Source organism: Agrobacterium sp. RAC06 (assembly GCF_001713475.1).
Lineage (GTDB): Bacteria > Pseudomonadota > Alphaproteobacteria > Rhizobiales > Rhizobiaceae > Allorhizobium.
On record NZ_CP016499.1, the window covers coordinates 2,435,412 to 2,459,003 of the forward strand.

Sequence of the window (23,592 nt, forward strand, 5' to 3'; positions counted from 1 at the left end):
CCGGACGGGAACTGCGTTAACCTTTCATGGAGGAGTTGTATCAGGGGGAGGCTGAAATTCGCTGAACCAAACCGGTACAATTTTACCGATGGCACATTTAATTAGAACTTAAGAATTTTCGCAGGCTCGACTACACCTTGAGACGGGCGTGTTCACAGCGTATTGAAGGAGAAATCGGCCGCCGCGCTGCGCTCGATGACGAGCCTACCATTGGGCAAATCATTGCCTTCCACTTTCGCTTCGATCTGTGCCGGTGTGAGACCATAATGGGTCCAGCGTGCTACGAGCCTGCGCTCCAGTTCACTGATCGGCGGCGCAACCATGACGGTAAGGTCGAAGAGATCCGCCAGGCTCGCCCAGCGCCCCTGCTGCAGCAGGAGATAATTGCCCTCGGCAATGACGATGCGATCTTCCGCGACAATGCATCGCGCGGCGGCGATGGCGAGTTCGCGGTCACGATCGAAGACGGGCGTGAAGACTTCACCGCCGGCCTTGACGGCTCTGAGGATGTCGCCCAGGCCCCTGATGTCGAAAGTATGCGGAGCGCCCTTGCGGGCGATGTCACCGCGCTCTTCAAGGATCGCATTGTCGAGGTGGAAGCCATCCATCGGCAGAACTGCGCTACGGTGGCCCCTCTCCGTCAGAGTCTGATGCAATCGATCCGCCAAAGTTGACTTACCCGCGCCTGGTGGTCCGGCCACACCTACGAGCAGGCGGACGCCATCCTGCGCCCGCCGCTCGATCTCGGTGATCAGATCATCCAGCACCGGCGTCATGCGGCGCGCTCGACCTCTGGGGCCGGACGGGCGCCGGTCATGAAGGCGACGGCATCCGACATGGTGTAGTCCTTAGGATTGATGACGCAGAGACGCTTTCCGAGACGGTGAACGTGGATGCGATCGGCAACCTCGAAGACATGCGGCATGTTGTGACTGATCAGCACGATCGGCAGGCCGCGCGAGCGGACGTCGAGGATCAGTTCGAGTACCTTGCGGCTCTCCTTGACCCCGAGTGCGGCCGTCGGCTCGTCAAGGATGATGACCTTGGAGCCGAATGCCGCCGCACGCGCGACTGCCACACCCTGGCGCTGGCCGCCCGAGAGCGTCTCCACCGCCTGATTGATGTTCTGGATCGTCATCAGGCCGAGTTCGGACAGCTTGTCGCGGGCGATCTTCTCCATAGCCGGACGATCCAGCTTGCGAAACAGGCTGCCCATGATGCCCGGTTTGCGCAGTTCGCGGCCGAGGAACATGTTGTCGGCAATCGAGAGTGCCGGCGACAGAGCGAGGTTCTGGTACACGGTCTCGATGCCGGCATTGCGCGCATCGATCGGCGAGCGGAAGTTGATCGGCTTGCCTTCGAGCATGATCTCGCCCTCATCAGGCGAAACGGCACCGGAGATCGCCTTGATCAGCGAAGACTTGCCGGCTCCGTTGTCACCGATGACCGCGAGGATCTCGCCCGGATAGAGATCGAAGTCTGCCTGATCGAGGGCGGTGACGCGGCCGTAACGCTTGACCAGGCCGCGGGCTGTGAGAATGGGTTCCTGGGTCATCAGCCTGCTACCTTTCTGATCCACTGGTCGATTGCGACGGCGGCGATGATGAGAACGCCGATCAAGAGATAGGTCCATTGCGGGTCCGTGCCGATCAGGCGTAGGCCGAGCTGGAAGACACCAACGATCAGCGCGCCGAAGATCATGCCGAGGATCGAGCCACGCCCGCCAAAGAGCGAAATGCCGCCGATCACCACGGCCGTGATGGATTCGATATTGGCAAACTGTCCGGCGGTCGGGGAAACCGAGCCGATTCGGCCGATCAAGGCCCAGCCGGCGAGCGCGCAGATGAGGCCGGACAGCGTGTATACGGAGATCAGCATGCGCTTGACGTTGACGCCTGCGAGTTCCGCCGCATCCGGATCGTCACCGACCGCATAGACGTGGCGGCCCCAGGCGGTGTGGTTCAGCACATACCAGAGGAGTGCAACGAGGAGCACCATGGCGATAACGCCATAGGTCAGCACCGCGCCGCCCATGCGGATGTTCTCCCCGAAGAACTTGAGGATCGGCGCGTTCGCATCGATGTCCTGGCTGCGGATCGTCTCGTTGGCGGAATAAAGGAAGTTGGTGGCAAGCACGATCTGCCACATGCCGAGCGTCACGATGAAGGGCGGCAGTTTCATGCGCGCCACGAGCACCCCATTGATGAAGCCGCAAAAGGCGCCGACACCGAGACCGCAGATCACGGCAAGCTCGGGAGGAAGGCCGTAGCGGAAGGCAAACTGGCCCATGACCACCGACGATAGAACCATGATGGCGCCGACCGAGAGATCGATGCCCTTCGTCAGGATTACCAGCGTCTGCGCTGCTCCAACGATCCCGACAATCGCGACCTGCTGCAGAATGAGCGTCATCGTGAAGGCGGAGAAGAACTTGCCGCCGAGAATAAGGCCGAAGACGGCGATCGACAGAACAAGCACGATCAGCGCCACGGCTGCCGGGCTTGAATGCAAGAAATGCTGGAAGCGCTCGAGGGCACTCTTTTCATGACGGTCGAACGAGGCGACTTCGGTCGAACTCGACGACAGGACCTTTTCAAATTCTTGCGTGGTCCGCGTCTCGGGATTGGCCGGCTGCATGGGTCATCCTCCCTGCCGTTGGTCTCAGTATTTTACATGAAGGATACGCCCGACCTGCCGCCGCGCAAAGGCCGGGCGTTGCGCCTAGCGGCGGGAGACGAGCTCCCGCCGACGTTTCAGTTCAGGCGCAGGAGTTTCGATCAGCCCCAGCACTTCTCGGTGCCGACCTTGGTGTCGATCGACTCGACGCCGGCTGCCGGCTTGTCGGTGACGAGGGCGACGCCCGTGTCGAAGAAGCTCTTGCCTTCGGAGGCCGCCGGCTTTTCACCGGTGTCTGCGAACTTCTTGATCGCTTCGATGCCGAGCGATGCCATCAGCAGCGGATACTGCTGCGAGGTGGCACCGATGACGCCTTCGGCGACGTTCTTGACGCCCGGGCAACCGCCGTCGACCGACACGATCAGCACGTCACCTTCCTTGCCAACGGCCTTCAGCGCTTCATAGGCGCCGGCGGCTGCCGGTTCGTTGATGGTGTGAACGACATTGATGGACGGATCCTTCTGGAGAAGGTTTTCCATGGCGGTGCGGCCGCCTTCTTCATTGCCGTTGGTGATGTCATGGCCAACGATGCGCGGATCGGTTTCGTCGCCGATCTTGTTGATGTCGACCACGTCAATGCCGAAGCCCTTCATGAAGCCCTGGTTACGCAGGACGTCGACCGACGGCTGCGAGGGGGTCAGGTTGAGGAAGGCGATCTTGGCGTCCTTGGCGGCGTCGCCGAGGGTTGCTGCTGCCCACTTGCCGATGAGTTCGCCGGCGAGAAGGTTGTCGGTCGCGAAGGTCATGTCGGCAGAATCGATCGGCTCCAGCGGCGTGTCGAGGGCGATGACGAGGAGACCTGCGTCACGGGCCTTCTGAACAGCCGGAACAATGCCCTTGGTGTCGGATGCGGTGAGCAGAATGCCCTTTGCGCCGTCGGCGATGCAGGTTTCGATGGCGGCAACCTGGCTTTCGCTATCGCCGTCGACCTTGCCGGCATAGGACTTGAGCGTCACGCCAAGCTCGGCGGCCTTGGCGGTCGCGCCTTCCTTCATCTTGACGAAGAAGGGGTTGGTGTCGGTCTTGGTGATGAGGCAGGCAGAAACGTCGGCTGCCTGTGCCGGGGCGGCGAAAACAACGCCGAGGGCAAGGGTCGACAGGGCAGCAGTGATCAGAGACTTTTTCATTTGGTAATCCTCCCGAATGGTGTCGGCCAGCTCCTCCGGCCGCAGCGTGTCGGCACGGATCACCTTCCGGCGATCCGATCGGCTGCCATCAGGCATCCACTCCTCCACGGGCCCATTTAGAACATGAGGACATTTCAGCTGTCAATAAATAAATCCAGTTGAATTATTAAATCGGTGTGACATTCTGCGAGCGCTTTCGTAAAAGGAAGCGGTCGGGAGGAGCGGCCTTCAGTGTCACAGGATGATCATGCACGACTGGCGGATCCGGCGCCCAGGGTGAGCGCCGGCGGCGGCTCGAACCAGGTGCGCGTGCGCGCCTATAACGAGCGGCTGGTGCTATCGCTCGTGCGGCAGAATCCTGGCTGTTCGAAGGCCGATATCGCTCGCCTTACCGGCCTTTCCGCCCAGACCGTCTCGGTTATCATGCGCTCGCTCGAAAGCGACGAACTCTTGATGCGCGGCGAACCGATCCGCGGCCGTGTCGGCCAGCCCTCCGTTCCGATGTTCATAAACCCGGAAGCGGTCTTTTCCTTCGGCGTGAAAATTGGCCGCCGAAGCGCCGACCTCGTGCTGATGGATTTCGCCGGCACGATTCGGGAGCAACGCCACCGCACCTATCGCTACCCCCATCCCGATCATCTCCTGCCCTTCATCTGTGACGGCATCGCCGCCATGGAAGCTGAAATGGACGAACACACGCGGGCACGCATTGCCGGAATCGGCATTGCCGCGCCCTTCGAACTCTGGAACTGGGCCGAGGAAGTCGGCGCACCGGAAGGGGCGATGGATATCTGGCGCAAGGTCGACCTGCAGGTCGAGGTCCAGAGCCGCATGGCGCATCCCGTCTATCTGCGCAACGACGCGACCAGCGCCTGCGGAGCAGAACTGGTGTTTGGCGCAGGCCAACGCTACCCGGATTTCGTCTACTTCTACATCGGCTCGTTCATCGGCGGCGGCATCGTCGTCAATTCGTCCCTCTTCGTCGGCCGAACCGGGACCGCAGGAGCGATCGGCCCCCTGCCCGTCCGCGACAAACACGGCCAGACGCGCCAGCTTCTCGACATCGCCTCGATCTTCGTTCTCGAGAACCTGCTGCGAGAGCGCGGGCTCGATCCCCAGCCGCTCTGGTATGCAGCGGAAGAATGGATCGACTTCGGCGAGCCGCTGGAAATCTGGATCCAGGATACGGCAGCAGCGCTGGCCCAGGCCGTGATCGCGGCCGCATCGATCATCGACTTTGCTGCCGCGATCATCGACGGCGGCTTCCCGGCCTGGGTTCGCCATCGCCTGGTCAAGGCCACCATCGAGGCGATGAACCGCCTCGACCTGCAGGGCGTCGTCATTCCCGACATCGTCGAGGGCGAGGTCGGCGATCAGGCCCGCGCCATCGGCGGCGCCAGCCTGCCGATCTTCGACCGCTATCTCATCGATCAAACCGTGTTGTTCAAGGATACCACCCATGCTGAAGGGCATTGACCCCCTCCTAAGCCCCGAACTTCTCGCCACCCTCCGCGCCATGGGCCATGGCGACGAGATCGCCATCGTTGACGGCAACTACCCTGCGCTCGAACATGCGCGGCGCCTGGTACGCCTCGACGGGCATCACCTCGTGCCCGTGCTGAACGCGATCCTCAGCGTGATGCCGATCGACGATTTCGTGCCGGAGGCGATCTTTCGGTCTGTCGTCGGCGGGAGGCCGGACCAGGTCGATCCGGTGCACCAGGAGATCATCGACTGCTGCGCAAAGCATGAGCCGAAAGTACCCGTGACGAAGCTGATCGGTGCGGATTTCTACAACCGGGTCAAGGCCGCCCATACCGTCGTGCAGACGGGTGAGCCGCGCCTCTACGCCAATGTGATCCTGCGCAAGGGCGTGATCTACCCCTGATCCAGCGGCTGCGCTCAGCCCTCGAGGGCGCGCGAGATCCTTCGGGACAGTTCCACGGGGTTCTTCAGAACGATGGCGCGGCTGGTGCGCTCCACCAGCTGTTCGCGCGCCAGCCTCGACATCTCGCGCGACACCGTCTCTCGGCTAGCGCCGATATGTTCTGCCAGTTCCGCATGCACCAGCGGCGGCGAAATGATGCGTTCGCGACCACCGTCGTTGCGCACGCGCGAAAGCCTGAGCAGTGTGTTGTAGAGGCGATGCTTGGTGTCGAGGAACGAGAGTTCCGACAGGCGATCGTTCATCGCCCTGATACGCTTCGAAAGAAGCTGCAGCAGCGCCAGCGCGACATCAGACCTCTGCCGCAGAATGTCGAGAAAGACGATGCAGGGGATCACGGTCACCGTTGCGTCGCTAACGGCCATGAGGCTTGCGGAACGGGCCATGTCATCGATGGCGGACTGTTCGCCGAGGATGTCGCCGCGCTTGAAGCTGCCGAGAATGGCCTCCTTACCGACGGAGAAACGCAGCACGGCGCGGATCTCTCCCGTCTGGACGATGAAGACATCCTTGGACATATCCTCGAAGTCGACCAGACTTTCGCCGGCACTCAGCGTACGAGAATGGCAGCGCAAAAGCCATTCGCGGTCCTCTTCCGGCGTGAGACCAGCAAAAATCGCACATCCGCGCAGTGTCGGAAGCGTTGTTGCCGGAAGCGGCAGGGCGGAGCCTGTCGTAGCGTTTGCTTTCATTTACGGATTACTTGTCGCGTTCATGACGATGGAGCTTACTTATTCGCCGGTATCGATGCTTAGCAAGATGTCGAAAACCAAGACCCTTACAATTCGGCTACCGCAGAGCATCGAATTTCATTCAATTTGAAACAATGCAGAAACCGGTGCGCAAGAGTCAACCGATGGAACCCGATGACGGCCCCCAGACGTCGGTGAGGGCAAAGCCGCGCTCGAAGGGATCGAAGGGATCGAGCGCGACCTGATGCAGGCCGAAGGTGAAGCCTCGGCCGCTGATGGTCGGGATGACGGCCGGACGACCGGCCACCTCCGACAGGTCGGCAAGGCCCACCTCGAATTCAGAACCGATGATCGAGCGGGACAGCATCGTGTCGCCGACCGCGACCTTGCCTCGGGCGTGCAGCGTCGCGAGATTGGCAGAGTTTCCGGTGCCACAGGGCGACCGATCGACGCGACCCGGCCACATCGTGGTGCAGGTGCGGATTGCACCGTCAGGATCGACATCGCGGAACATCACATAGGCAACGCCGGAAATGGCCGGGATCTCGGGATGGACAACAGGGATCTTGCGATTGATCTCTTCCTTCAGGATCATGCCGGCCTCGACAAGCGCCCGGGCATTGCCCTTTTCGATCGTGAGCCCGACCTGACCAACATCGACGAGGGCATAGAAGATGCCGCCATAGCTCAGATCGAAGGTGATACGGCCCCATTGCTCGGTGTCGAGCGTCACATCCAGCTCGTGCACGAAAGACGGCACCATGGTGAGCTTGACGCGCTCGCAGCGCCCGTCACGGCAGGTGGCGGTCGCCTTGACGAGTCCGGCTGCCGTTTCCAGCATGACGACCGTCTCGGGCTCCTGCATCTCGACCATGCCGCTTTCCAAAAGCGCCGTCGTCACGCAGATCGAGTTGGAGCCGGAGCTCGCATGGGCCTGGTCGGGCTGGAGAATGACGAAGGCGGCATCGGCGGAGGGGTTCTTCGGCGGCAGCAGCAGGTTCACGGAGCCGATAGGTGCGCCGCGCGGCTCGAGCACCAGCATGCGCCTCAGCGCCTCGCCCTTGGGATCCGTGTTCAGCCAAAGCAACTGCTCGGCGACGGTCTCACCCGGGATCTTCGGCACGCCACCGATGGCGACCTTCCCGATTTCACCCTCGGCGTGAACGTCGAGCAATTGAAGAGTGCGCTTCCATCTCATGTCATTACCCCATGCCGGTCGACCAGCCCGTCGCGAAAGCGGGCCACTGCCCTTCAAGAGCACAAGCTTATGCGACATCTCAAGGGGATACATCACAGGCGGCGACCTGCAACGTTGCCGGGGCCGTGTTAAATCAGGGGAACGAGATATCCAAGTGCTTTTATTGCGTGCTCATGAAAACGGCTTTGGCGATCACCCGCGAGTAAGACCGCACGGAGAGTCACGGCAATGAGCCTGCCCTTGGTCAGCTGACGCCGACAATCATGCCATGATGAAAGCGAGAGTAAATGGCGCACCCGAAGAGATTCGAACTCCTGACCCCCAGATTCGTAGTCTGGTGCTCTATCCAGCTGAGCTACGGGTGCTTGCCAAGGCCGACTGTGCGTCGGCATGTGGCGATCCTCTAAAGCGGGACGATCAGGATTGCAAGCGCCCTTTTCGAAAAAAGAGTCATTTTCCTGTCACGTGCCTCGCCGGACGGCCTCAGGCGCGGGCGCGCCAGTCGTCGAGAGCCACTGGCCTGTCGGGGATTTCGACACGGAACATGGTGCCGGGACCCGGCTTTTCCACAAGGGCGATTGTTCCACCATGGGCGATCACCAGCTCGCGGGCAATCGCCAGGCCAAGGCCCGTGCCGCCGGAACGCGCCGAACCACGGAAGGCAGTGAAGAGGTTCTCCCGCGCCTTGCGCGGCATGCCGGGGCCCGTGTCGTCGATGACGATGGCCACGACCGATCCGGTTCGCTGGGCGGATACGGTGATGCGTCGGACATGCTCGGGATCATCAGGCGTGAAGGTGGCCAGCGCCTGAATGGCGTTGCGGCAGATGTTGTGAATGACGCGGAAGAGTTGCTCGCTATCGGCATCGACCTCGATGTCGACGCCGACGTTGTCGATGAATTCGATACCCGCCTCGTGGCTCAGATGCAGGAGATCCCGAACCTCCTGACAGACTTCAGACAAAAGGAAGCGGCGACGGCGCGGCTCGGCTTCCGAGGTCTGGCCATAGGAGAGAACCTCGCTGGTATAGCCGACGGCGCGATCGATGGTGCGCAAGAGCTTGGGGGCGAAGCTTTTCACCAGGGGATCGTCGACATCGACCAGACGGTCGGACATCAGCTGGGCCGAGGCCAGGATGTTGCGCATGTCGTGATTGATCTTGGAGACGGCGAGACCGAGGTCGGCGAGCGTCTTCTGCTGCCGCAGCGTCTTCTGCAATTGGTCCTGCATCCGTGAAAGATGACGCCCAGCAACCGCGATCTCGTCATTTCCGACGGTCGGCGGCAACACGCGCGTGGGATCTTCGGGATTTTCCGCGAACACCTGCATGCTTCGGGCCAGACGTCGCACCGGCATGATCATCACGCGATTGATCGCCAGGAACATCAGGACGGCAGCGATAACGGAAATAATCAGGGAGATGAAGAGGATGTTGCGGGCATAGCCGAGCATGGCCTTGCGCAGCGGCGCTTCGTCCATGACGATCTCGACGGTCACGTCACTGCCTTCCGCGATGGGCCCGTAGACGCGCAACAGGCGGTCGCCGCCGAAGATCAGCGTGTAGAAGGCGTCGCGAATCGATCCGAGCTCCGAGTAATCCGAGAGGTCGAAGGCGGCATCCACTTCGCTCGGCATCTCGGTCACCGCAAGCAGGCGCGAGGTGCCGTCCTTGCGAAGCACGATGGCCTTCGTTCCCGTGGTTGTCAGCGTATCTTCCTGAACACCACGGGGCAGCTCCAGCGGCTGGAGCCCATCGATCACCACTCCAGCGGCAGCCGCTGTGTTCAGCCGATCCTGCAGCCAGCGCTGGCGCATCGTGGCAACGGACGGTGCAAAGATCAGGATCTCAGCCAGCATTACGAAGGCGATTGTCAGCCACAGGAGCTTGCCGGATAGTCCCCTGATGCGGGACGGCATGGCATACCCCCCGGAGAGGTCGGCCTGCAGATGATTGTCCTGCCGGTCGAGCATCGGCCCTCATTCCTTATCGTTCCGGCCTGCCCAAATATGGCGCCGTCCGGCACGACTTCACGTCAGTGTGAAGCTGTCTTCTCATGCGTATCACGCGCAAGCCGCGAAGGAACATGAAAGTTTGGTCATGTTCTTTGCGTGGTCACCAGTATAAACGATGGAGCCGGCGTGGCGGATGTGTGGCGAGACGCGGTTTTTTCGCCTTTATTCGCAAGATAGAGGCTAAAAAGCCGCGTGATTGACTCCTGTGCGCCCTGACACTATAAGCCGCGCACGTTCGGATACAGGCGCCCGGCGGCGCTCACCCGTGCGACGAACCAAAACGCTGTTGCAATTTGCACATCCAAGAAGGGCCGCACACCGCGGTATTAAATAAATGTCGAAGCGTACTTTCCAACCTTCCAAGCTTGTTCGCAAGCGCCGCCACGGTTTCCGTGCGCGTATGGCCACCAAGGGCGGCCGTCAGGTCCTCAACGCACGCCGCGCTCGCGGTCGCGCGAAGCTCTCGGCCTAAGGCCGGATGAGCCCGACGAGGCTGACGGGCCCATGACGTCCACGGACTCCAAGACATCTGTTGGCCGGCTCAAGAGCCGGCCTCAGTTTCTCGCCGTCAGGCACGGCGAAGCGCGCAAGGGTCGCACCTTCCTTCTGGAGGTTCTCGACCGCAAGGATGACGCGCCGCCCCGCGTGGGCTTCACAGTCACAAAGAAACACGGCAATGCAGTGGAACGTAACCGCATGCGGCGCAGGCTGAAAGAAGCCGTGCGACTGAATGCGGCGTTTGCAATGCAGCCGGGACACGACTATGTCATTGTCGCCCGGCGCGAGGTACTCGATGTACCTTTCGATCAATTGTCCCGGCAATTGATCCTGCGCATCGAAAACCGCCAGACGAATAACTCCCGGTCGAACAAGACCGCTCCCAGGAAAGAGTGATGCAGAACAACCGCAACTATTTCATCGCGATTGCCTTATCGGTGGTGATCGTCCTCGCCTGGCAGTTCTTCTATATGAACCCGCGTATCGAGGCCCAGCGTCAGGCTCAGGAGGCGCAGATCGCCCAGCAGCAGGCGCAGGCCGAGCAGCAGGCGACGAGCCCTGCAGCCACGGTTGACGGTAGCTTGCCAGCGGGTGCGGCCGCCAATCCGGAAGCAAGCCGCGATGCCGCCGTGGCCCGGACGGCCCGCGTCGAGATCGACACCCAGGATCTCGTCGGCTCCATCAATCTCACCGGTGCCCGATTCGACGATCTGAAGCTGCGACAGTACCGCGAGACCGTCGATCCGACGAGCCCGATCGTTACCCTGTTCAATCCTGCCGAAACACGGGACGGCTATTTTGCCGAACTCGGCTTTATCGCCGGCGAAAATGCCGGTTCCGTTCCGGGCCCCAACACCGTCTGGACGGCACCCGAAGGCGCAAAGCTGACCGAGGCGACACCTCTTACGCTGACCTTCACCAACGAAGCCGGCCTCACCTTTACCCGCACGATCGCCGTCGACGAACATTACATGTTCACCATCGAAGACCAGATCGTGAACAATGGCGCAGCGTCCGCAAGCCTTGCGCCCTATGGCCGCGTAACGCGCTACAACAAGCCGTCCACGCCTTCGATCTTCGTTCTGCATGAAGGTTTCCTCGGCGTTGTCGGCACCGAGGGCAGCCTGGCGGAATACGACTATACGGATGTAGAGGAAGACGCCGTTGCCAATGCCAAGGCCACCGGTGGCTGGCTCGGCATCACGGACAAGTACTGGGCCACGTCGCTCATTCCGCAGCAGACCCTGCCTTACGAATCGCGCTTCTCCTACTTCACCGACGGTCAGGCCCGCTTCCAGGCCGATTACAAGAACGATGCCGTCAGCATTCCGGCCGGCCAGAGCACCTCGGTCAAGACCCTCTTGTTTGCCGGTGCCAAGCAGGTTCCGGTCATCGACAGCTACCAGGAAAGCCTTGGTATTCCGAAGTTTGATCTGATGATCGACTGGGGCTGGTTCTACTTCATCACCAAGCCAATGTTCCACCTGATGGACTACTTCTTCCATCTCGTCGGTAATTTCGGCGTGGCCATCCTGCTCACCACCATCGTCGTCAAGCTGTTGTTCTTCCCGCTCGCCAACAAGCAGTACGCCTCCATGGCCAACATGAAGCGTGTGCAGCCGAAGCTCGAAGAACTGAAGACCAAGTATGCCGACGACCGCATGGGCCTGCAGCAGGCGATGATGGCGCTCTACAAGGAAGAGAAGATCAATCCGGTTGCCGGCTGCTGGCCGGTACTCCTGCAGATCCCGGTCTTCTTCGCGCTCTACAAGGTCATCTACGTCACCATCGAAATGCGCCACGCGCCGTTCTTCGGCTGGATCCAGGATCTCTCAGCTCCCGATCCGACGAGCTTGTTCAACCTGTTCGGTCTGCTGCCCTTCACGCCGCCGCTCTTCCTGATGATCGGCGTCTGGCCGCTCATCATGGGCGTCACCATGTGGGTCCAGATGCGCATGAACCCGACGCCGCCGGATCCGACGCAGGCGATGCTGTTCAACTGGATGCCCGTTGTCTTCACCTTCATGCTCGGCACGTTCCCCGCCGGCCTGGTGATCTACTGGGCATGGAACAACACGCTGTCGATCCTGCAGCAGGCCTTGATCATGAAGCGTCACGGCGTGGAGATCGAGCTGTTCAAGAACATCGCCAACATGTTCCGGCGGAAACCGGCCCAGACCAAGTGACGATCAAAAGCCCCGGCCATGCCGGGGCTTTTTCTATGGTGATCGAGATTTAATCCCATGTCCGACTCCTCCGCCACACAACGTTCCTGGCTCGGCATTGCTCTCGTTGCCGGCTCGGCGGTCGCGTGGAGCTATGGCGGAGCGATCCAGCGTTTCATCGGCGTGGAGGATGGCTGGACGATCGTGTTCTGGCGCTGCCTGTTCGCTGGCCTTTTTCTCCTTGCCTTCATGCTGATCTGTGATCGGATCGATGGCACGATACGCCTGTTCCGCGCCATGGGCTGGCCGGGCTTCTGCATCGCCGTCGGCTTTGCCCTTGTCTCGACCTTCTTCGTGCTTGCCGTCACCATGACACCGGTGGCCAATGTCGTGCTGTTCATGGCATCCATCCCACTGTTTGCAGCCCTTCTCGCGCGCGTCGTACTGGGGGAACCGATCACGCCGGTCACCTGGGGCGCCATCGCAGCCGTCATCCTCGGTGTGGGCATCATGGTCTCGGCCTCGATCGGTGACGGCGGCTCGATCCTCGGGCTGACGCTGGCCGCCGCCATTCCGGCGATCTTCGCCTGCATGACGGTGCTGACCCGCCGCTATCCCGGCATCCGCATGACGCCGGCTGCCTGTGGCGGATCCTTCATCGCATCCGCGATTGCCGCCACCCAAGCCGGTGCCTTTGCCGTTGGCTTCCAGGATCTCACTTTGCTCTTCTGCTTCGGCGCCCTCAATCTCGGGCTCGGCATGGCACTTTACGTCACCGGTGCCCGGATGATCCCCTCGGCACTCGCGGCGTTGCTCGGTACCGCCGAGATGATCCTTGCGCCGGTCTGGATGGTGATCCTGCACGACGAGATCCCGTCGGGGCGCACGATCATCGGCGGCGCGCTCGTCATGGCCGCCCTATTCACCTATCTCATAAGCCACGCGCGGCAGGCGTTGCGGCCCGTTCCGACCTCTGCTGCTTGACTTTCCGGGCCAAAACCCGGATCTGTCCCGCTTACGAAAGGCCAGCCCATGACCGAGACACACGACAAACCCGACCAGCCGCTTTTCGGCCGCCCCTGGATCTTCATCCGCGGCGTGCCGTCGATGGAATTCCTGCCGCCGGAAGGACCGCTCGAAGTGGCCTTTGCCGGGCGCTCGAATGTCGGCAAGTCGTCGCTGATCAATGCGTTGGTCGGCCAGAAGGGACTGGCACGCACGTCGAACACGCCCGGTCGCACGCAGGAGCTCAACTACTTCGTGCCCGACGGCTATTCCGGCGGCGCCGGAGACCTGCCGCCGATGGCGCTCGTCGACATGCCCGGCTACGGCTATGCCCAGGCGCCGAAGGAACACGTCGATGCCTGGACGAAGCTGGTTTTCGATTATCTTCGGGGTCGCGCGACACTGAAGCGCGTCTATGTGCTGATCGACAGCCGCCACGGTCTGAAGAAGAACGACGAGGAAGTGCTTGGCCTGCTCGACAAGGCGGCGGTCTCCTACCAGATCGTGCTCACCAAGACCGACAAGATCAAGGCTCCCGCTGTGCCGAAGCTGATCGCGGAAACGCAGGAAAAGATCAAGAAGCGGCCTGCCGCCTTCCCGGGCGTTCTCTCGACATCATCTGAAAAAGGTGATGGCCTCGACCAATTGCGCGGGGCAATCAGCGAGGCCATCGGTCGGAGCCTTTGACGCTCAGGCTCCGATCAGGTCGACCCGATCAGGCGGTGACCGGGCCGAACCGTCGTTCCTTACATCTTCGGCAGGATCACTGTGTCGACGACATGGATGACGCCGTTCGACTGCTTGACGTCGGCGATCGTGACGGTTGAGACGCCGCCATTCTCGTCGGTCAGCGTCACCTTGCCGTCTGCTGCCTTGCCCTTCAGCACGCAACCGCCGACGGTCGCCACATCGGCTTCACCGCCGTTGTCGGAAATCATCTTGACGAGGGCTTCGGACATCACGTCAGCTGCCACCACGTGGCAAGTCAGAACCTTGGTGAGCTGTTCCTTGTTCTCCGGCTTCAGCAGCGTGTCGACAGTGCCGGCCGGCAGTTTGGCGAAGGCATCATTGGTCGGTGCGAAGACGGTGAACGGACCGGCGCCCGACAGGGTTTCAACGAGACCGGCTGCCTGGACGGCGGCAACGAGCGTCGTGTGATCCTTCGAATTGACGGCGTTTTCGACGATGTTCTTGGTCTCGAGCATTTCACCACCGCCGACCATCGGATTGGCGGCATAGGCTACGGCAGCGCCTGCCAGGATGGCTGCGGAGAATGCGAGCGGGCGAAGAGCGGTCTTGAACATTACGGTTTCCTCTTATCCTTGGTGTTCACGATCGTGTCCCTGCGGTTCGGGCGGGACATCGGCGTTCCTCAGTCGGAACACCACCAAGGACGGAGCCTCGTACAGCTAAGTTTCAGGCGGCCCGAAAAAATCGACCGCCTGAAAACAATCCATTGAATTTATGAGGGAATTTCTTCGTCAGGGACGAACTTCGCCGAGCGCCACGACAGGCCCGGTGGCTTGTCCAGTTGGCGATCCACCGAAAGGCTCGAGGCTGACGGCCAGCACGACACCCTCCGTCAGGCGCGCGCGCAGCGCCTCGGGAACATCGAGTTCGCCTTGCCCGGTCTGCGGCAGCACGCCGAGCGATATCGGCGGCTGTTCACCCTCGACGAGCCAGAGTTCGAGCGACTTCTCATCTGAACCACCGCTTGCGACGGGCGTGACAGCAAGGCGGCCCGAGTTCCCGTCGTAGCGTGCATGCAGGGCAATCGCCTGGTTCTCGCCAGCAAGTTCGGCGGTCAGAGCGGCCTGCGGCATTGGACGCATGCGTTCTGCATAATCGAGCCCGAACACCAGACCGAGTGCCGCAATGGAAGCAAAGCTCAGGCCGCGCCAGAGCACCAGCGAATTCCACAGGCTGCCCTTTACCGCCGCGACCGCGGCAGGAGACGCAAACAGCCGATCCTCGATCTTCGAAAACAGCTGATCCGGCGGTGAGGCCTCGGCGTAATCGTCGTTGAACTGGGTGAGGTTCTCTTCCCAGCGCTTGACCATGGCGGCGAACTGCCGGTCGTGGCGCAGACGTGCGTCCACCTTCTGGCGCTCGGCTCCACTCAGGACGCCCAGGACGTATTCGCCCGCAAGAACTTCGTCCCGCGACCGGTCTCCCTTGCTTTGGTCAGGCGTGCTCATCCATGCACTCTCTCAGTTTCAAAAGGCTGCGCCGCAGCCAAGTACGCATCGTGTTCAAGGGAACGGCGAAATGGTCGGCCAGTTCCTGATAGGACAGTCCTTCCACATAGGCCTGGCGAACGGCGAGCGCCCGATCAGGATCCAATGCCTCCAGGCATGTGTCAATGCGGCCACCCTCGGATCGGAGCATCGCATGCTGCTCCGGATCCGGCGCGAGATCCGCCAGATCGATCGCCGCCTCTATGTCTTCCCCCTGCGGTCGACGCGCCCGAAGACGATCAATGCAGTGGTAGCGGACGATGGCGCAGAGCCATGGATAGGCATTGTCGCCGTCGCCCGTATAGCTGCCGGCCTTGTGCCAGATCTTGACGAACACGTCCTGGAGCGCCTCTTCGGCCTCTCCCCTGTCTTTGAGCATACGGATGCAGATGGCGAAAAGTTTCGCTGAAACACGACCATAGAGCAAGGAAAAGGCGCTCCGGTCCCGCAGGGCTACCCGGGCCAGCAATCCGCCGATGTCGTCGCGTTCCATAGAGCCCCCTCACCCAGTGGCCTTGATATAGCACGGCATCTTCGGTGGACAATGCGACGAGAAGAAGAAGCATGTCACGTGCCGCTTATATTGTGGCTCGATTATTCCCTACAGGCGACACATGCGCTAAAAGGCCGCCATCCAATGCGAGGTTTCCCATGACATCGACCGAAAGCGAAATGCAGGCCCGTCTTCTCGTCCAGGCCCTGCCCTTCATGCAGCGCTACGAGAACAAGACGATCGTCGTCAAATATGGCGGCCATGCCATGGGCAATCCTGAGCTCGGCAAGGCGTTTGCCGCCGATATCGCACTTCTGAAGCAGTCGGGCGTCAACCCGATCGTCGTGCATGGCGGCGGCCCGCAGATCGGCGCCATGCTTGCCCGTATGGGCATCGAATCACGCTTCGAGAACGGCCTTCGCGTCACCGATCAGAAGACCGTCGAGATCGTCGAGATGGTGCTGGCCGGCTCGATCAACAAGGAAATCGTCGCGCTGATCAACCAGACCGGCGAATGGGCGATCGGGCTCTGCGGCAAAGACGGCAACATGGTCTTTGCCGAAAAGGCGCAGAAGAAGGTTCGCGACCCCGACAGCAATATCGAGCGCGTGCTCGATCTCGGCTTCGTTGGTGATGTCGTCGAAGTCGACCGCACACTGCTCGATCTGCTCGCCCGCTCAGAGATGATCCCGGTCATCGCGCCTGTCGCTCCTGGCCGCGATGGTGCTACCTACAATATCAATGCCGACACCTTTGCCGGTGCGATTGCCGGTGCCCTCAATGCCTCGCGCCTGCTCTTCCTCACCGACGTGCCCGGCGTGCTCGACAAGGACGGCAAGCTGATCAAGGAACTCTCGGTCGCTGAAGCCCATGCGCTGATCAAGGACGGCACGATTTCCGGCGGCATGATCCCGAAGGTCGAGACCTGCATCGAGGCCATCCAGGCCGGCGTGCAGGGCGTCGTCATCCTCAACGGCAAGACCGCCCATTCCGTATTGCTCGAGCTCTTCACCGAGACGGGTGCAGGCACGCTGCTCGTTCCCTGACCCGGATCTCAACGCTGCCGGTCACTCGATCGGCAGCGGACGCTCCAGCTTCTCGCTTCCCGGCGTCACTGTGCGCATCGAGGCAACCGCGATCAGCACGATCGCATAGGCGACGAAGTTGTAGATCAGGCCGAGGCTCAGGCCTTCGGCATAAACCTGCTGTCCAGACATCCCTGCAGCAGCATTCCTCGCCAGATCCGAGAAGAAGATCTCGCTGACGATCGCGATCCCCAATGCGCTTCCCACCTGCTGGATCGCCTGAAGCGCCCCCGATCCGCCACCGGCATCCTGCGGTGGCACCCCGGCCAGCACGAGCTGGAACATCGGCGCAATCGCAATGCCCATGCCAAGGCCGCTGAGCAGGAACCAGGGCAGGAGCGCCATGCGGTCAATGCTGTCCCCTACAGTCTGGATCTCGCTCCGCAACAGCCCCATGCCGATCACCACCATGACGACACCGACGACCACACGGATGCGCGGCGCAATACTGCCAAGGCGGCCTGAAATCAACGAAGCGATGAAGATGCCAACGGAGAAGGGCACGGTGGTCATGCCCGACTGCAGCGGGGTGAGACCATAACCCTGCTGCAGGAACATCGCAAAAATCAGAAAGAAGCCGGGCAGCGTCGAGAAGAAGGTCGCAGTCATCAGCGAGCCGATGACATAGTTGCGGTTTTTCATCAGCGCCACGGGTAAAAGTTCCGGTGCCTTGATGCGGTGCTGGCGACGCTCCCAGAAGCCGAAAGCCACGCCAAAGGGAATGGCCATCGCGACCATCACGAAGCACCAAAGGGGCCAGCCGAAACCGCGTCCCTCGATCAGCGGGAAGATGATGCAAAAGATCGTCAGGGCAGCCAGAATGATGCCGACGAAATCGTTCTTCAGGCCGGGCTTGGGCGGAAGTGCCGGGATCAGACGCCAGCCTAGCAGGATCGTCATGATCCCGACTGGAATGTTGATGAGAAAAATCGGCCGCCAGCCAAGCCCGAGTACATCGAGACTGATCAGCCACCCGCCGAGGATGGGCCCGGACACCGAAGCGAGGCCGGCGCTGAGGCCGAACAAGGAGAAGGCCGCAGCCCGCTCTTTCGGCGGGAACATCATCTGGGCAATCGCCAGCACCTGAGGCGTCATCACCGCAGCCCCCGCGCCCTGCAGCAAGCGTGCGACGACCAGCCAGCCGATGTCCGGCGCCAGGCCGCACAGCAGCGAGGCGATAGTGAAGGCCGCGACACCAACCAGAAACACCTGCTTCTTGCCCCGGACATCCCCGAGACGTCCAAAGGGTAGGAGCCCGAGCGCGAAGACGAGCACATAGCCGGCCACCACCCACTCGATCTGGCTCGAGGTCGCGCCAAGCTCCGACTGAAGGCTCGGCAGCGCGACATTGACGATGGTGACATCAAGCAGGTTCATGAAGTTCGCCAGCATCATGACCGCCAGCGCCGTCCAGCGCTTGGGGTATGGATGCGACGCGTCGGCGCTGATCGCTGGTGACGCGGGTGTCTTGGTGTGCACTTTTGTCTCCCCGCCCTCGGCGCGCTTGTGCCGTACGGTGTATCGCGCAGCGGGATGGGTCGCAACGGGGCAAAGGGTGTCCGCTATGCCGAGGTGGGCGTGGGGTCCCATCTCCCCCTTGGTGGGGGAAAGCGATTTCGATGAATTAGGCCAGTGCAAATGGTCTAAACATCAGAAATCGCAAGTGAGGGGGGCCGTGATGTCGTGGCAACGGAACCGATCCCCTCACCAACAAAATCTGAGGTTTAGCCCTGATCGGGCTAGGCCCTCGATTTTGTAACCTCTCCCACAAGGGGGGAGAGGGGTATCGCCCCCTCACACCAGCACCAGCAACAAAACCCCGAACACAATCAGCACGCATCCCGCAATCTCCAGCCTGTTGATCCTCTCCTTGAAGAACAGCACCGACGACGCAAAGGTGAACAGCATCTCGACCTGGGCGAGCGCCTTGACCACCGCCACCTGCTGCAGCGTCATAGCCGTGAACCAGCCGAAGGAGGCCGTGGCGCCAACGAAACCGACGAGGGCGCTGACCTTCCAGGCAGCGCGGACGCGGGTCAGCTCTGTCCGATCACGCCAAGCCATCCAAAGAAACATCGACAGGGTTTGGATCGTGATGACGACGCAAAGCGTGTAGCCGGCCTGCACCATGGCATCCGGCGCGGGCAGGCTCGGGGCCAGTGACAGTGAGGCGGAGCGGTAGGCGATCGCGGAGACACCGAAGAAGAAACCGGAGGCGAGGCCGATCAGTGCCGTGCGGCTTCCAACCGAGGTGACGAGGCTCATGGGCGTGAAGGCCGTACGCGCCACGGAAATCAGCATGACACCAAGGATCGAGACGAGGATTGCGGCGGCCGTGCCCAAGCCGATCGTCTCTCCGAACAGAAGAAGCGCCAGCAAAGCCGCTTGCGCGGGTTCGGTGCGCGAATAGGCGGTACCGACAGCGAAGTTTCGGAACGAAAAGAGGTGCACGAGCAGGAAGGTGGCGGTGATCTGCGCGAGCGCCCCGATGACCGCCCAGATCGCAAAGGTCAGCCCCGGCACCGGCAGCGGACGGTCGAGGCCAAGATGCAGGATGGCGAGATAGAGGAAGGCGAAGGGCAGGCCGAAGCCAAAGCGGACGAAGGTGGCACCTGTTGTGCCCATCCGGCCTTTAAGGTGTTTTTGCAGCGTCGAGCGCAGGTTTTGCAGGAAGGCGCTGCCAACCGTGATGAGGGCCCAAAGTTCCATGGGAGAGCGTCCAGAAGAGCCGCAGCGCAGGGATGTCGGCTTGCGGTAGGAAATCGGAAAGGGGGGAGGTCTTGCCTGAGCTTACGCCTCAGGTCCTGCGGCTCACGCCTGACGCTGGCGAATCGTACCGGCGCTGACCGGATGAAAACGCGCGGGCAGGCGCTTGCGGTCCTGCAGGACCACGACCCGCTCCATTGCAGAAATCGCCATCTTCTTTCCCATCTTTTCCAGATAGCACTTCCCGAAGCGGCGACCAATGCTAATTAGAGGCAACGCGCCTGATGTCGTCAGGCCTTTCGCACTGCCCAAGAGGACCTGATGAACACGCCAGCCAAGATCCCCTCGCCCGCCGATTTTTCCCATGTGCGCGACTGGGTCTTCGACCTCGACAACACGCTCTATCCGCATCACATCAACCTCTTCGCGCAGATCGATACGAACATGACCGCCTTCGTGTCCGAGCTTTTGCAGCTGGAGCCGGCCGAGGCGAAGCTTCTGCAGAAGCGCTACTACCACGAACACGGGACGACGCTTGCCGGGCTGATGCTGCATCACAAGGTCGATCCGAACGCGTTTCTGGAACGGGCGCATGCGATCGACTATTCGGCGCTTCTCCCCGACGAGGTCCTGGGGTCTGCGATCAAGCGGCTGCCGGGCCGCAAATTCATCTTCACCAACGGCACGGTTGCGCATGCGGAAGCGGCGGCCCGGGCACTCGGCATCCTCGACCATTTCGACGACATCTTCGACATTGTCGCTGCCGATTACGTACCGAAGCCGGCAGGCGCGACCTACGACAAGTTTGCGAGCCTCAACCGCATCGACACGAAACATGCCGCGATGTTCGAAGACCTGCCGCGCAATCTGATGGTGCCAAAGGCACTCGGCATGAAGACGGTGCTGCTCGTGCCCCGTAATCTCGACACCGCGATCCTTGAGACCTGGGAGCGGGTCGAGCATATCGATGCCGATATCGTCGACTACCTCACTGACGATCTCACCAGCTTCCTGCAGCGGCTGCTCTCCGATCCAGCGTGAGCACAAGCTTACGAAAGTTTCATGCAGCTTACCGAGAGTTAAGTAGGGCCTGAGCCTTGCCGCCGTTACGGTTATCCCATCGAAGCAGACACTTGAAAGGATATCCCAATGAACGGCAAGACCCTGACGCTGGCCGCCGTGGCAGCCTCCCTGCTCATCGGCACGACCGCCGGCGGCGCCTTTGCGCAGGACCGCGGCGAGCGCCGTGGCGGTCCGGAAGTGATGTTCGTGCAGATGCTGCAGCAGCACGACACCAACAAGGACGGCAAGATCAGCAAGGAAGAAGCGACGGCTGCGGGCAAAGCAATGTTCACCGCCATCGATGCCGACAAGGACGGCGTGCTCATCCCTGGCGAGATGCGCCAGCATCGGGAAGCGATGCGCGAAGAGCACAAGGCGGCCCGGGAAGCCATGCGGGCCGAGCGCCAGGCGGAACGCGAAGCCGCCAAGGCCGATGCGTCCACCCCACCCCAGGGTGGCGCACCGCAGGAGCAGGCCATGAACGGCGACGGTCCCGGTCGGGATGGCCGAGGCCATGACGGCAAAGGACATGAAGGCAAGCGCCATGGCTGGCACAACGAGCGCGCCGATCGCGGCGGGGATCGCGGTGGCCGAGACGGCATGCGCGGCGAGGGCCGGATGATGCGGGTGGCCGATACCGACGAGAACGGCCAGATCAGCCAGGCGGAAGCGACCGCCATGGCCGACCGGATGTTCACCCGGATGGACCGTAACAATGACGGCGTCATCAGCGCCGAAGATATGCCGAAGCGGCCGGTCATGATGCGCTGATTGCGCGATCACATCACCAAATCAACTGACGGCGGCCCCTCATGGGGCCGCTTCGTCGTTCAGATCATAGAAATCAGCGATGATCTTCCAGGCCTCTTCGGCCGTTTCGGCGAACTGGAAAAGCTCTAGATCGTCAGGGGCGATCGTGCCGAAGGCGGCGAGCGCCTCGAAGTTGATGATGTCCTCCCAGAAGGCGCGGGAGAAAAGGATCAGCGGGATCGGCGCCATACGCTTGGTCTGAATGAGCGTGATCGTCTCGAAAAATTCGTCCAGCGTGCCGAAGCCGCCTGGAAAGATGGTGATCGCCTTGGCGCGCATCAGGAAATGCATCTTGCGGATGGCGAAATAGTGGAAGTTGAAGCTGAGCTCCGGCGTCACATAGGGATTGGGCGCCTGCTCGTGCGGCAGGACGATGTTGAGGCCGATCGAGGGCGCGCCGACCTCCTGGGCCCCGCGATTGCCAGCTTCCATGACACCGGGGCCCCCGCCGGTCACGACCACATATTCCTGGTAGCCGCTGTGTTGTGCATGCTCAGAGCAGAGTTGAGCAAACTTGCGGGCTTCCTCATAATAGATCGAAGCGTCTTCCAGGTTCTTCTTCTGGATATCGTTCTTCGCCGCCCAGGCAGCTTCGCCGGGCGCGGGGATGCGCGCGCCGCCGAACATGACGACCGTCGACTTGATGTTTCGTTCGGTGAGGATCATTTCCGTCTTCAGCAATTCGAGCTGTAGACGCACCGGCCGAAGTTCCTCGCGGCAGAGGAATTCATCGTCGACATAGGCAAGCGTATAGGACGAAGACGCCGATTGCGGCGTGCGCGGAATGACTTCAGCCGTCTGCTTGTCGGTCGAGCTATCCTTCAGCGGATCCCAGGATCCGTCCTTGCGTCTGTGCTTGCCATTCTTCCACCGTGCCATGCCTCTTCCTTTCCAAAGCGCAGAGCTCCCACGGCTGTTTTCTTCCAGCCCTTTATGCGCTAGAGCTTTGCGCGAATTTTCGATCAGATCCTGATCGGTTCCATCCCCACGGTAGACAACGAAGTTTAAGGAATTCAGATGAGCGCCACCGATCTCGCCCAGCTCGAACACGTCATCGAAGCGGCATTCGACAACCGCGATACGGTTTCGACCACCACCACGGGCGAGATCCGCGACGCGGTCGAAACAGCGCTCAACCTCCTGGACAGCGGCCAGGTTCGTGTCGCAGCCCGTGGCGAAGACGGGACCTGGACCGTGCATCAGTGGCTGAAGAAGGCCGTGCTCCTCTCCTTCCGTCTGAACGACATGGAAGTCGTGAAGGGCGGTCCGGGTGCTTCCACCTGGTGGGACAAGGTGCCGTCGAAGTTCGAAGGCTGGGGCGAAAGCGAATTCCGCTCGGCCGGCTTCCGCGCCGTACCGAACGCCGTTGTCCGCCGCTCGGCTTACGTGTCCAAGGGCGTCGTCCTGATGCCGTCCTTCGTCAATCTCGGCGCCTATGTCGGTGAAAACACCATGGTTGACACCTGGGCGACGGTCGGCTCCTGCGCCCAGATCGGCGCGAACGTGCATCTGTCCGGCGGCGTCGGCATCGGCGGCGTGCTTGAGCCGCTGCAGGCCGGCCCGACGATCATCGAGGACAATTGCTTCATCGGTGCCCGCTCGGAAGTCGTTGAAGGCTGCATCATCCGCGAAGGCTCGGTTCTCGGCATGGGCGTTTACATCGGCAAGTCGACCAAGATCGTCGACCGAGCCACCGGCGAAGTGATGTATGGCGAAGTGCCGCCCTATTCCGTCGTCGTTGCCGGCTCCATGCCGTCGGGCAATGCGGTCATGGCAAACGGCTTGGCCGCACCGCATCTCTACTGCGCCGTCATCGTCAAGCGCGTCGATGAAAAGACCCGCTCGAAGACCGGCATCAACGAATTGCTGCGCGACTAAAG

The 23,592-nt window shown here is 61.6% G+C and carries 24 protein-coding genes and 1 tRNA gene; 11 read left to right on the forward strand and 14 right to left on the reverse strand.

Annotated elements, in window-relative coordinates:
• Positions 1-152: 152 nt before the first annotated feature.
• From BSY240_RS11660 to BSY240_RS11675, 4 genes are all read right to left on the reverse strand, one after another.
• On the reverse strand, positions 153-776 hold the full coding sequence (locus BSY240_RS11660) for a nucleoside triphosphate hydrolase (protein ID WP_069042421.1): 624 nt from the start codon (positions 774-776) through the stop codon (positions 153-155).
• Positions 773-1,555 carry an ATP-binding cassette domain-containing protein gene (locus BSY240_RS11665; protein ID WP_069042422.1) on the reverse strand — a complete coding sequence of 261 codons (783 nt, stop codon included), beginning with the start codon at positions 1,553-1,555 and terminating at the stop codon, positions 773-775. The genes BSY240_RS11660 and BSY240_RS11665 overlap by 4 nt, the downstream gene beginning before the upstream one ends.
• Positions 1,555-2,637 (reverse strand): ABC transporter permease, encoded by a 1,083-nt coding sequence (locus tag BSY240_RS11670; protein ID WP_054149100.1) that lies wholly within the window; start codon positions 2,635-2,637, stop codon positions 1,555-1,557. Before BSY240_RS11670 ends, BSY240_RS11665 begins: the two co-directional genes overlap by 1 nt.
• 140 nt (positions 2,638-2,777) lie before the next feature.
• Complete coding sequence (locus BSY240_RS11675; RefSeq protein ID WP_054149169.1) at positions 2,778-3,803, reverse strand: sugar ABC transporter substrate-binding protein; 1,026 nt, start codon at positions 3,801-3,803, stop codon at positions 2,778-2,780.
• Between the two features lie 231 nt (positions 3,804-4,034).
• On the opposite strand from BSY240_RS11675, the gene BSY240_RS11680 reads away from it, so the two are divergent.
• The gene (locus BSY240_RS11680; protein WP_054149101.1) at positions 4,035-5,279 is read left to right on the forward strand and encodes an ROK family transcriptional regulator; all 1,245 of its coding nucleotides are present in this window, start codon (positions 4,035-4,037) and stop codon (positions 5,277-5,279) included.
• Positions 5,263-5,691 (forward strand): RbsD/FucU family protein, encoded by a 429-nt coding sequence (locus BSY240_RS11685; RefSeq protein ID WP_054149170.1) that lies wholly within the window; start codon positions 5,263-5,265, stop codon positions 5,689-5,691. Before BSY240_RS11680 ends, BSY240_RS11685 begins: the two co-directional genes overlap by 17 nt.
• A gap of 14 nt (positions 5,692-5,705) precedes the next feature.
• Here the strand turns inward: BSY240_RS11685 and BSY240_RS11690 are convergent, their stop codons facing one another.
• The 4 genes from BSY240_RS11690 to BSY240_RS11705 all read right to left on the reverse strand — a co-directional run bounded on the left by BSY240_RS11690 (position 5,706) and on the right by BSY240_RS11705 (position 9,609).
• Positions 5,706-6,440 (reverse strand): Crp/Fnr family transcriptional regulator, encoded by a 735-nt coding sequence (locus BSY240_RS11690; protein ID WP_006727990.1) that lies wholly within the window; start codon positions 6,438-6,440, stop codon positions 5,706-5,708.
• A gap of 157 nt (positions 6,441-6,597) precedes the next feature.
• Positions 6,598-7,638, reverse strand: coding sequence for a 4-hydroxyproline epimerase (locus BSY240_RS11695; protein ID WP_069042423.1), 1,041 nt, complete (start codon positions 7,636-7,638; stop codon positions 6,598-6,600).
• Positions 7,639-7,926: 288 nt separating this feature from the next.
• Positions 7,927-8,003, reverse strand: a tRNA-Arg gene (locus BSY240_RS11700).
• A gap of 118 nt (positions 8,004-8,121) precedes the next feature.
• Positions 8,122-9,609 carry a sensor histidine kinase gene (locus BSY240_RS11705; protein WP_069042424.1) on the reverse strand — a complete coding sequence of 496 codons (1,488 nt, stop codon included), beginning with the start codon at positions 9,607-9,609 and terminating at the stop codon, positions 8,122-8,124.
• Positions 9,610-9,985: 376 nt separating this feature from the next.
• Here BSY240_RS11705 and rpmH point away from each other — a divergent pair, with 376 nt between their 5' ends.
• The 5 genes from rpmH to yihA are packed head-to-tail and all read left to right on the forward strand — an operon-like array spanning position 9,986 to position 14,006.
• The gene (rpmH, locus tag BSY240_RS11710; protein WP_006727993.1) at positions 9,986-10,123 is read left to right on the forward strand and encodes a 50S ribosomal protein L34; all 138 of its coding nucleotides are present in this window, start codon (positions 9,986-9,988) and stop codon (positions 10,121-10,123) included.
• 32 nt (positions 10,124-10,155) lie between these two features.
• Positions 10,156-10,545 (forward strand): ribonuclease P protein component, encoded by a 390-nt coding sequence (gene rnpA / locus BSY240_RS11715; protein ID WP_069042425.1) that lies wholly within the window; start codon positions 10,156-10,158, stop codon positions 10,543-10,545.
• On the forward strand, positions 10,545-12,335 hold the full coding sequence (gene yidC / locus BSY240_RS11720) for a membrane protein insertase YidC (RefSeq protein ID WP_150127457.1): 1,791 nt from the start codon (positions 10,545-10,547) through the stop codon (positions 12,333-12,335). The genes rnpA and yidC overlap by 1 nt, the downstream gene beginning before the upstream one ends.
• A 57-nt stretch (positions 12,336-12,392) precedes the next feature.
• Positions 12,393-13,298 carry a DMT family transporter gene (locus BSY240_RS11725; protein WP_069042426.1) on the forward strand — a complete coding sequence of 302 codons (906 nt, stop codon included), beginning with the start codon at positions 12,393-12,395 and terminating at the stop codon, positions 13,296-13,298.
• Between the two features lie 48 nt (positions 13,299-13,346).
• Positions 13,347-14,006 carry a ribosome biogenesis GTP-binding protein YihA/YsxC gene (gene yihA, locus BSY240_RS11730; RefSeq protein WP_054149108.1) on the forward strand — a complete coding sequence of 220 codons (660 nt, stop codon included), beginning with the start codon at positions 13,347-13,349 and terminating at the stop codon, positions 14,004-14,006.
• A gap of 59 nt (positions 14,007-14,065) precedes the next feature.
• On the opposite strand, the gene BSY240_RS11735 is transcribed toward yihA, so the two are convergent.
• From BSY240_RS11735 to BSY240_RS11745, 3 genes are all read right to left on the reverse strand, one after another.
• On the reverse strand, positions 14,066-14,623 hold the full coding sequence (locus BSY240_RS11735) for a fasciclin domain-containing protein (RefSeq protein ID WP_069042427.1): 558 nt from the start codon (positions 14,621-14,623) through the stop codon (positions 14,066-14,068).
• A gap of 177 nt (positions 14,624-14,800) precedes the next feature.
• A complete protein-coding gene (locus tag BSY240_RS11740) occupies positions 14,801-15,517 on the reverse strand; it encodes an anti-sigma factor (protein WP_069042428.1) in 717 nt (238 codons plus the stop codon).
• Positions 15,504-16,049, reverse strand: a complete 546-nt coding sequence (locus BSY240_RS11745) for a sigma-70 family RNA polymerase sigma factor (protein WP_069042429.1) — start codon at positions 16,047-16,049, stop codon at positions 15,504-15,506. Before BSY240_RS11745 ends, BSY240_RS11740 begins: the two co-directional genes overlap by 14 nt.
• A gap of 158 nt (positions 16,050-16,207) precedes the next feature.
• On the opposite strand from BSY240_RS11745, the gene argB reads away from it, so the two are divergent.
• Positions 16,208-17,095, forward strand: coding sequence for an acetylglutamate kinase (gene argB, locus BSY240_RS11750; protein WP_054149112.1), 888 nt, complete (start codon positions 16,208-16,210; stop codon positions 17,093-17,095).
• Between the two features lie 21 nt (positions 17,096-17,116).
• Here argB and BSY240_RS11755 read toward each other — a convergent pair whose 3' ends face one another.
• Both BSY240_RS11755 and BSY240_RS11760 read right to left on the reverse strand, forming a co-directional pair.
• Entirely contained in the window at positions 17,117-18,613 is a 1,497-nt protein-coding gene (locus BSY240_RS11755; RefSeq protein ID WP_069042430.1) for an MFS transporter, read from the reverse strand.
• 315 nt (positions 18,614-18,928) lie between these two features.
• Positions 18,929-19,843, reverse strand: coding sequence for an EamA family transporter (locus BSY240_RS11760; protein WP_069042431.1), 915 nt, complete (start codon positions 19,841-19,843; stop codon positions 18,929-18,931).
• A 318-nt stretch (positions 19,844-20,161) separates the two neighbouring features.
• On the opposite strand from BSY240_RS11760, the gene BSY240_RS11765 reads away from it, so the two are divergent.
• Positions 20,162-20,881, forward strand: coding sequence for a pyrimidine 5'-nucleotidase (locus BSY240_RS11765; RefSeq protein ID WP_069042432.1), 720 nt, complete (start codon positions 20,162-20,164; stop codon positions 20,879-20,881).
• Between the two features lie 108 nt (positions 20,882-20,989).
• Positions 20,990-21,673, forward strand: coding sequence for a calcium-binding protein (locus BSY240_RS11770; RefSeq protein WP_069042433.1), 684 nt, complete (start codon positions 20,990-20,992; stop codon positions 21,671-21,673).
• A 39-nt stretch (positions 21,674-21,712) separates the two neighbouring features.
• Here BSY240_RS11770 and BSY240_RS11775 read toward each other — a convergent pair whose 3' ends face one another.
• Positions 21,713-22,591 (reverse strand): LOG family protein, encoded by an 879-nt coding sequence (locus BSY240_RS11775; RefSeq protein WP_069042434.1) that lies wholly within the window; start codon positions 22,589-22,591, stop codon positions 21,713-21,715.
• Positions 22,592-22,729: 138 nt separating this feature from the next.
• Here BSY240_RS11775 and dapD point away from each other — a divergent pair, with 138 nt between their 5' ends.
• Entirely contained in the window at positions 22,730-23,590 is an 861-nt protein-coding gene (gene dapD / locus BSY240_RS11780; protein ID WP_069042435.1) for a 2,3,4,5-tetrahydropyridine-2,6-dicarboxylate N-succinyltransferase, read from the forward strand.
• Positions 23,591-23,592 lie beyond the last annotated feature (2 nt).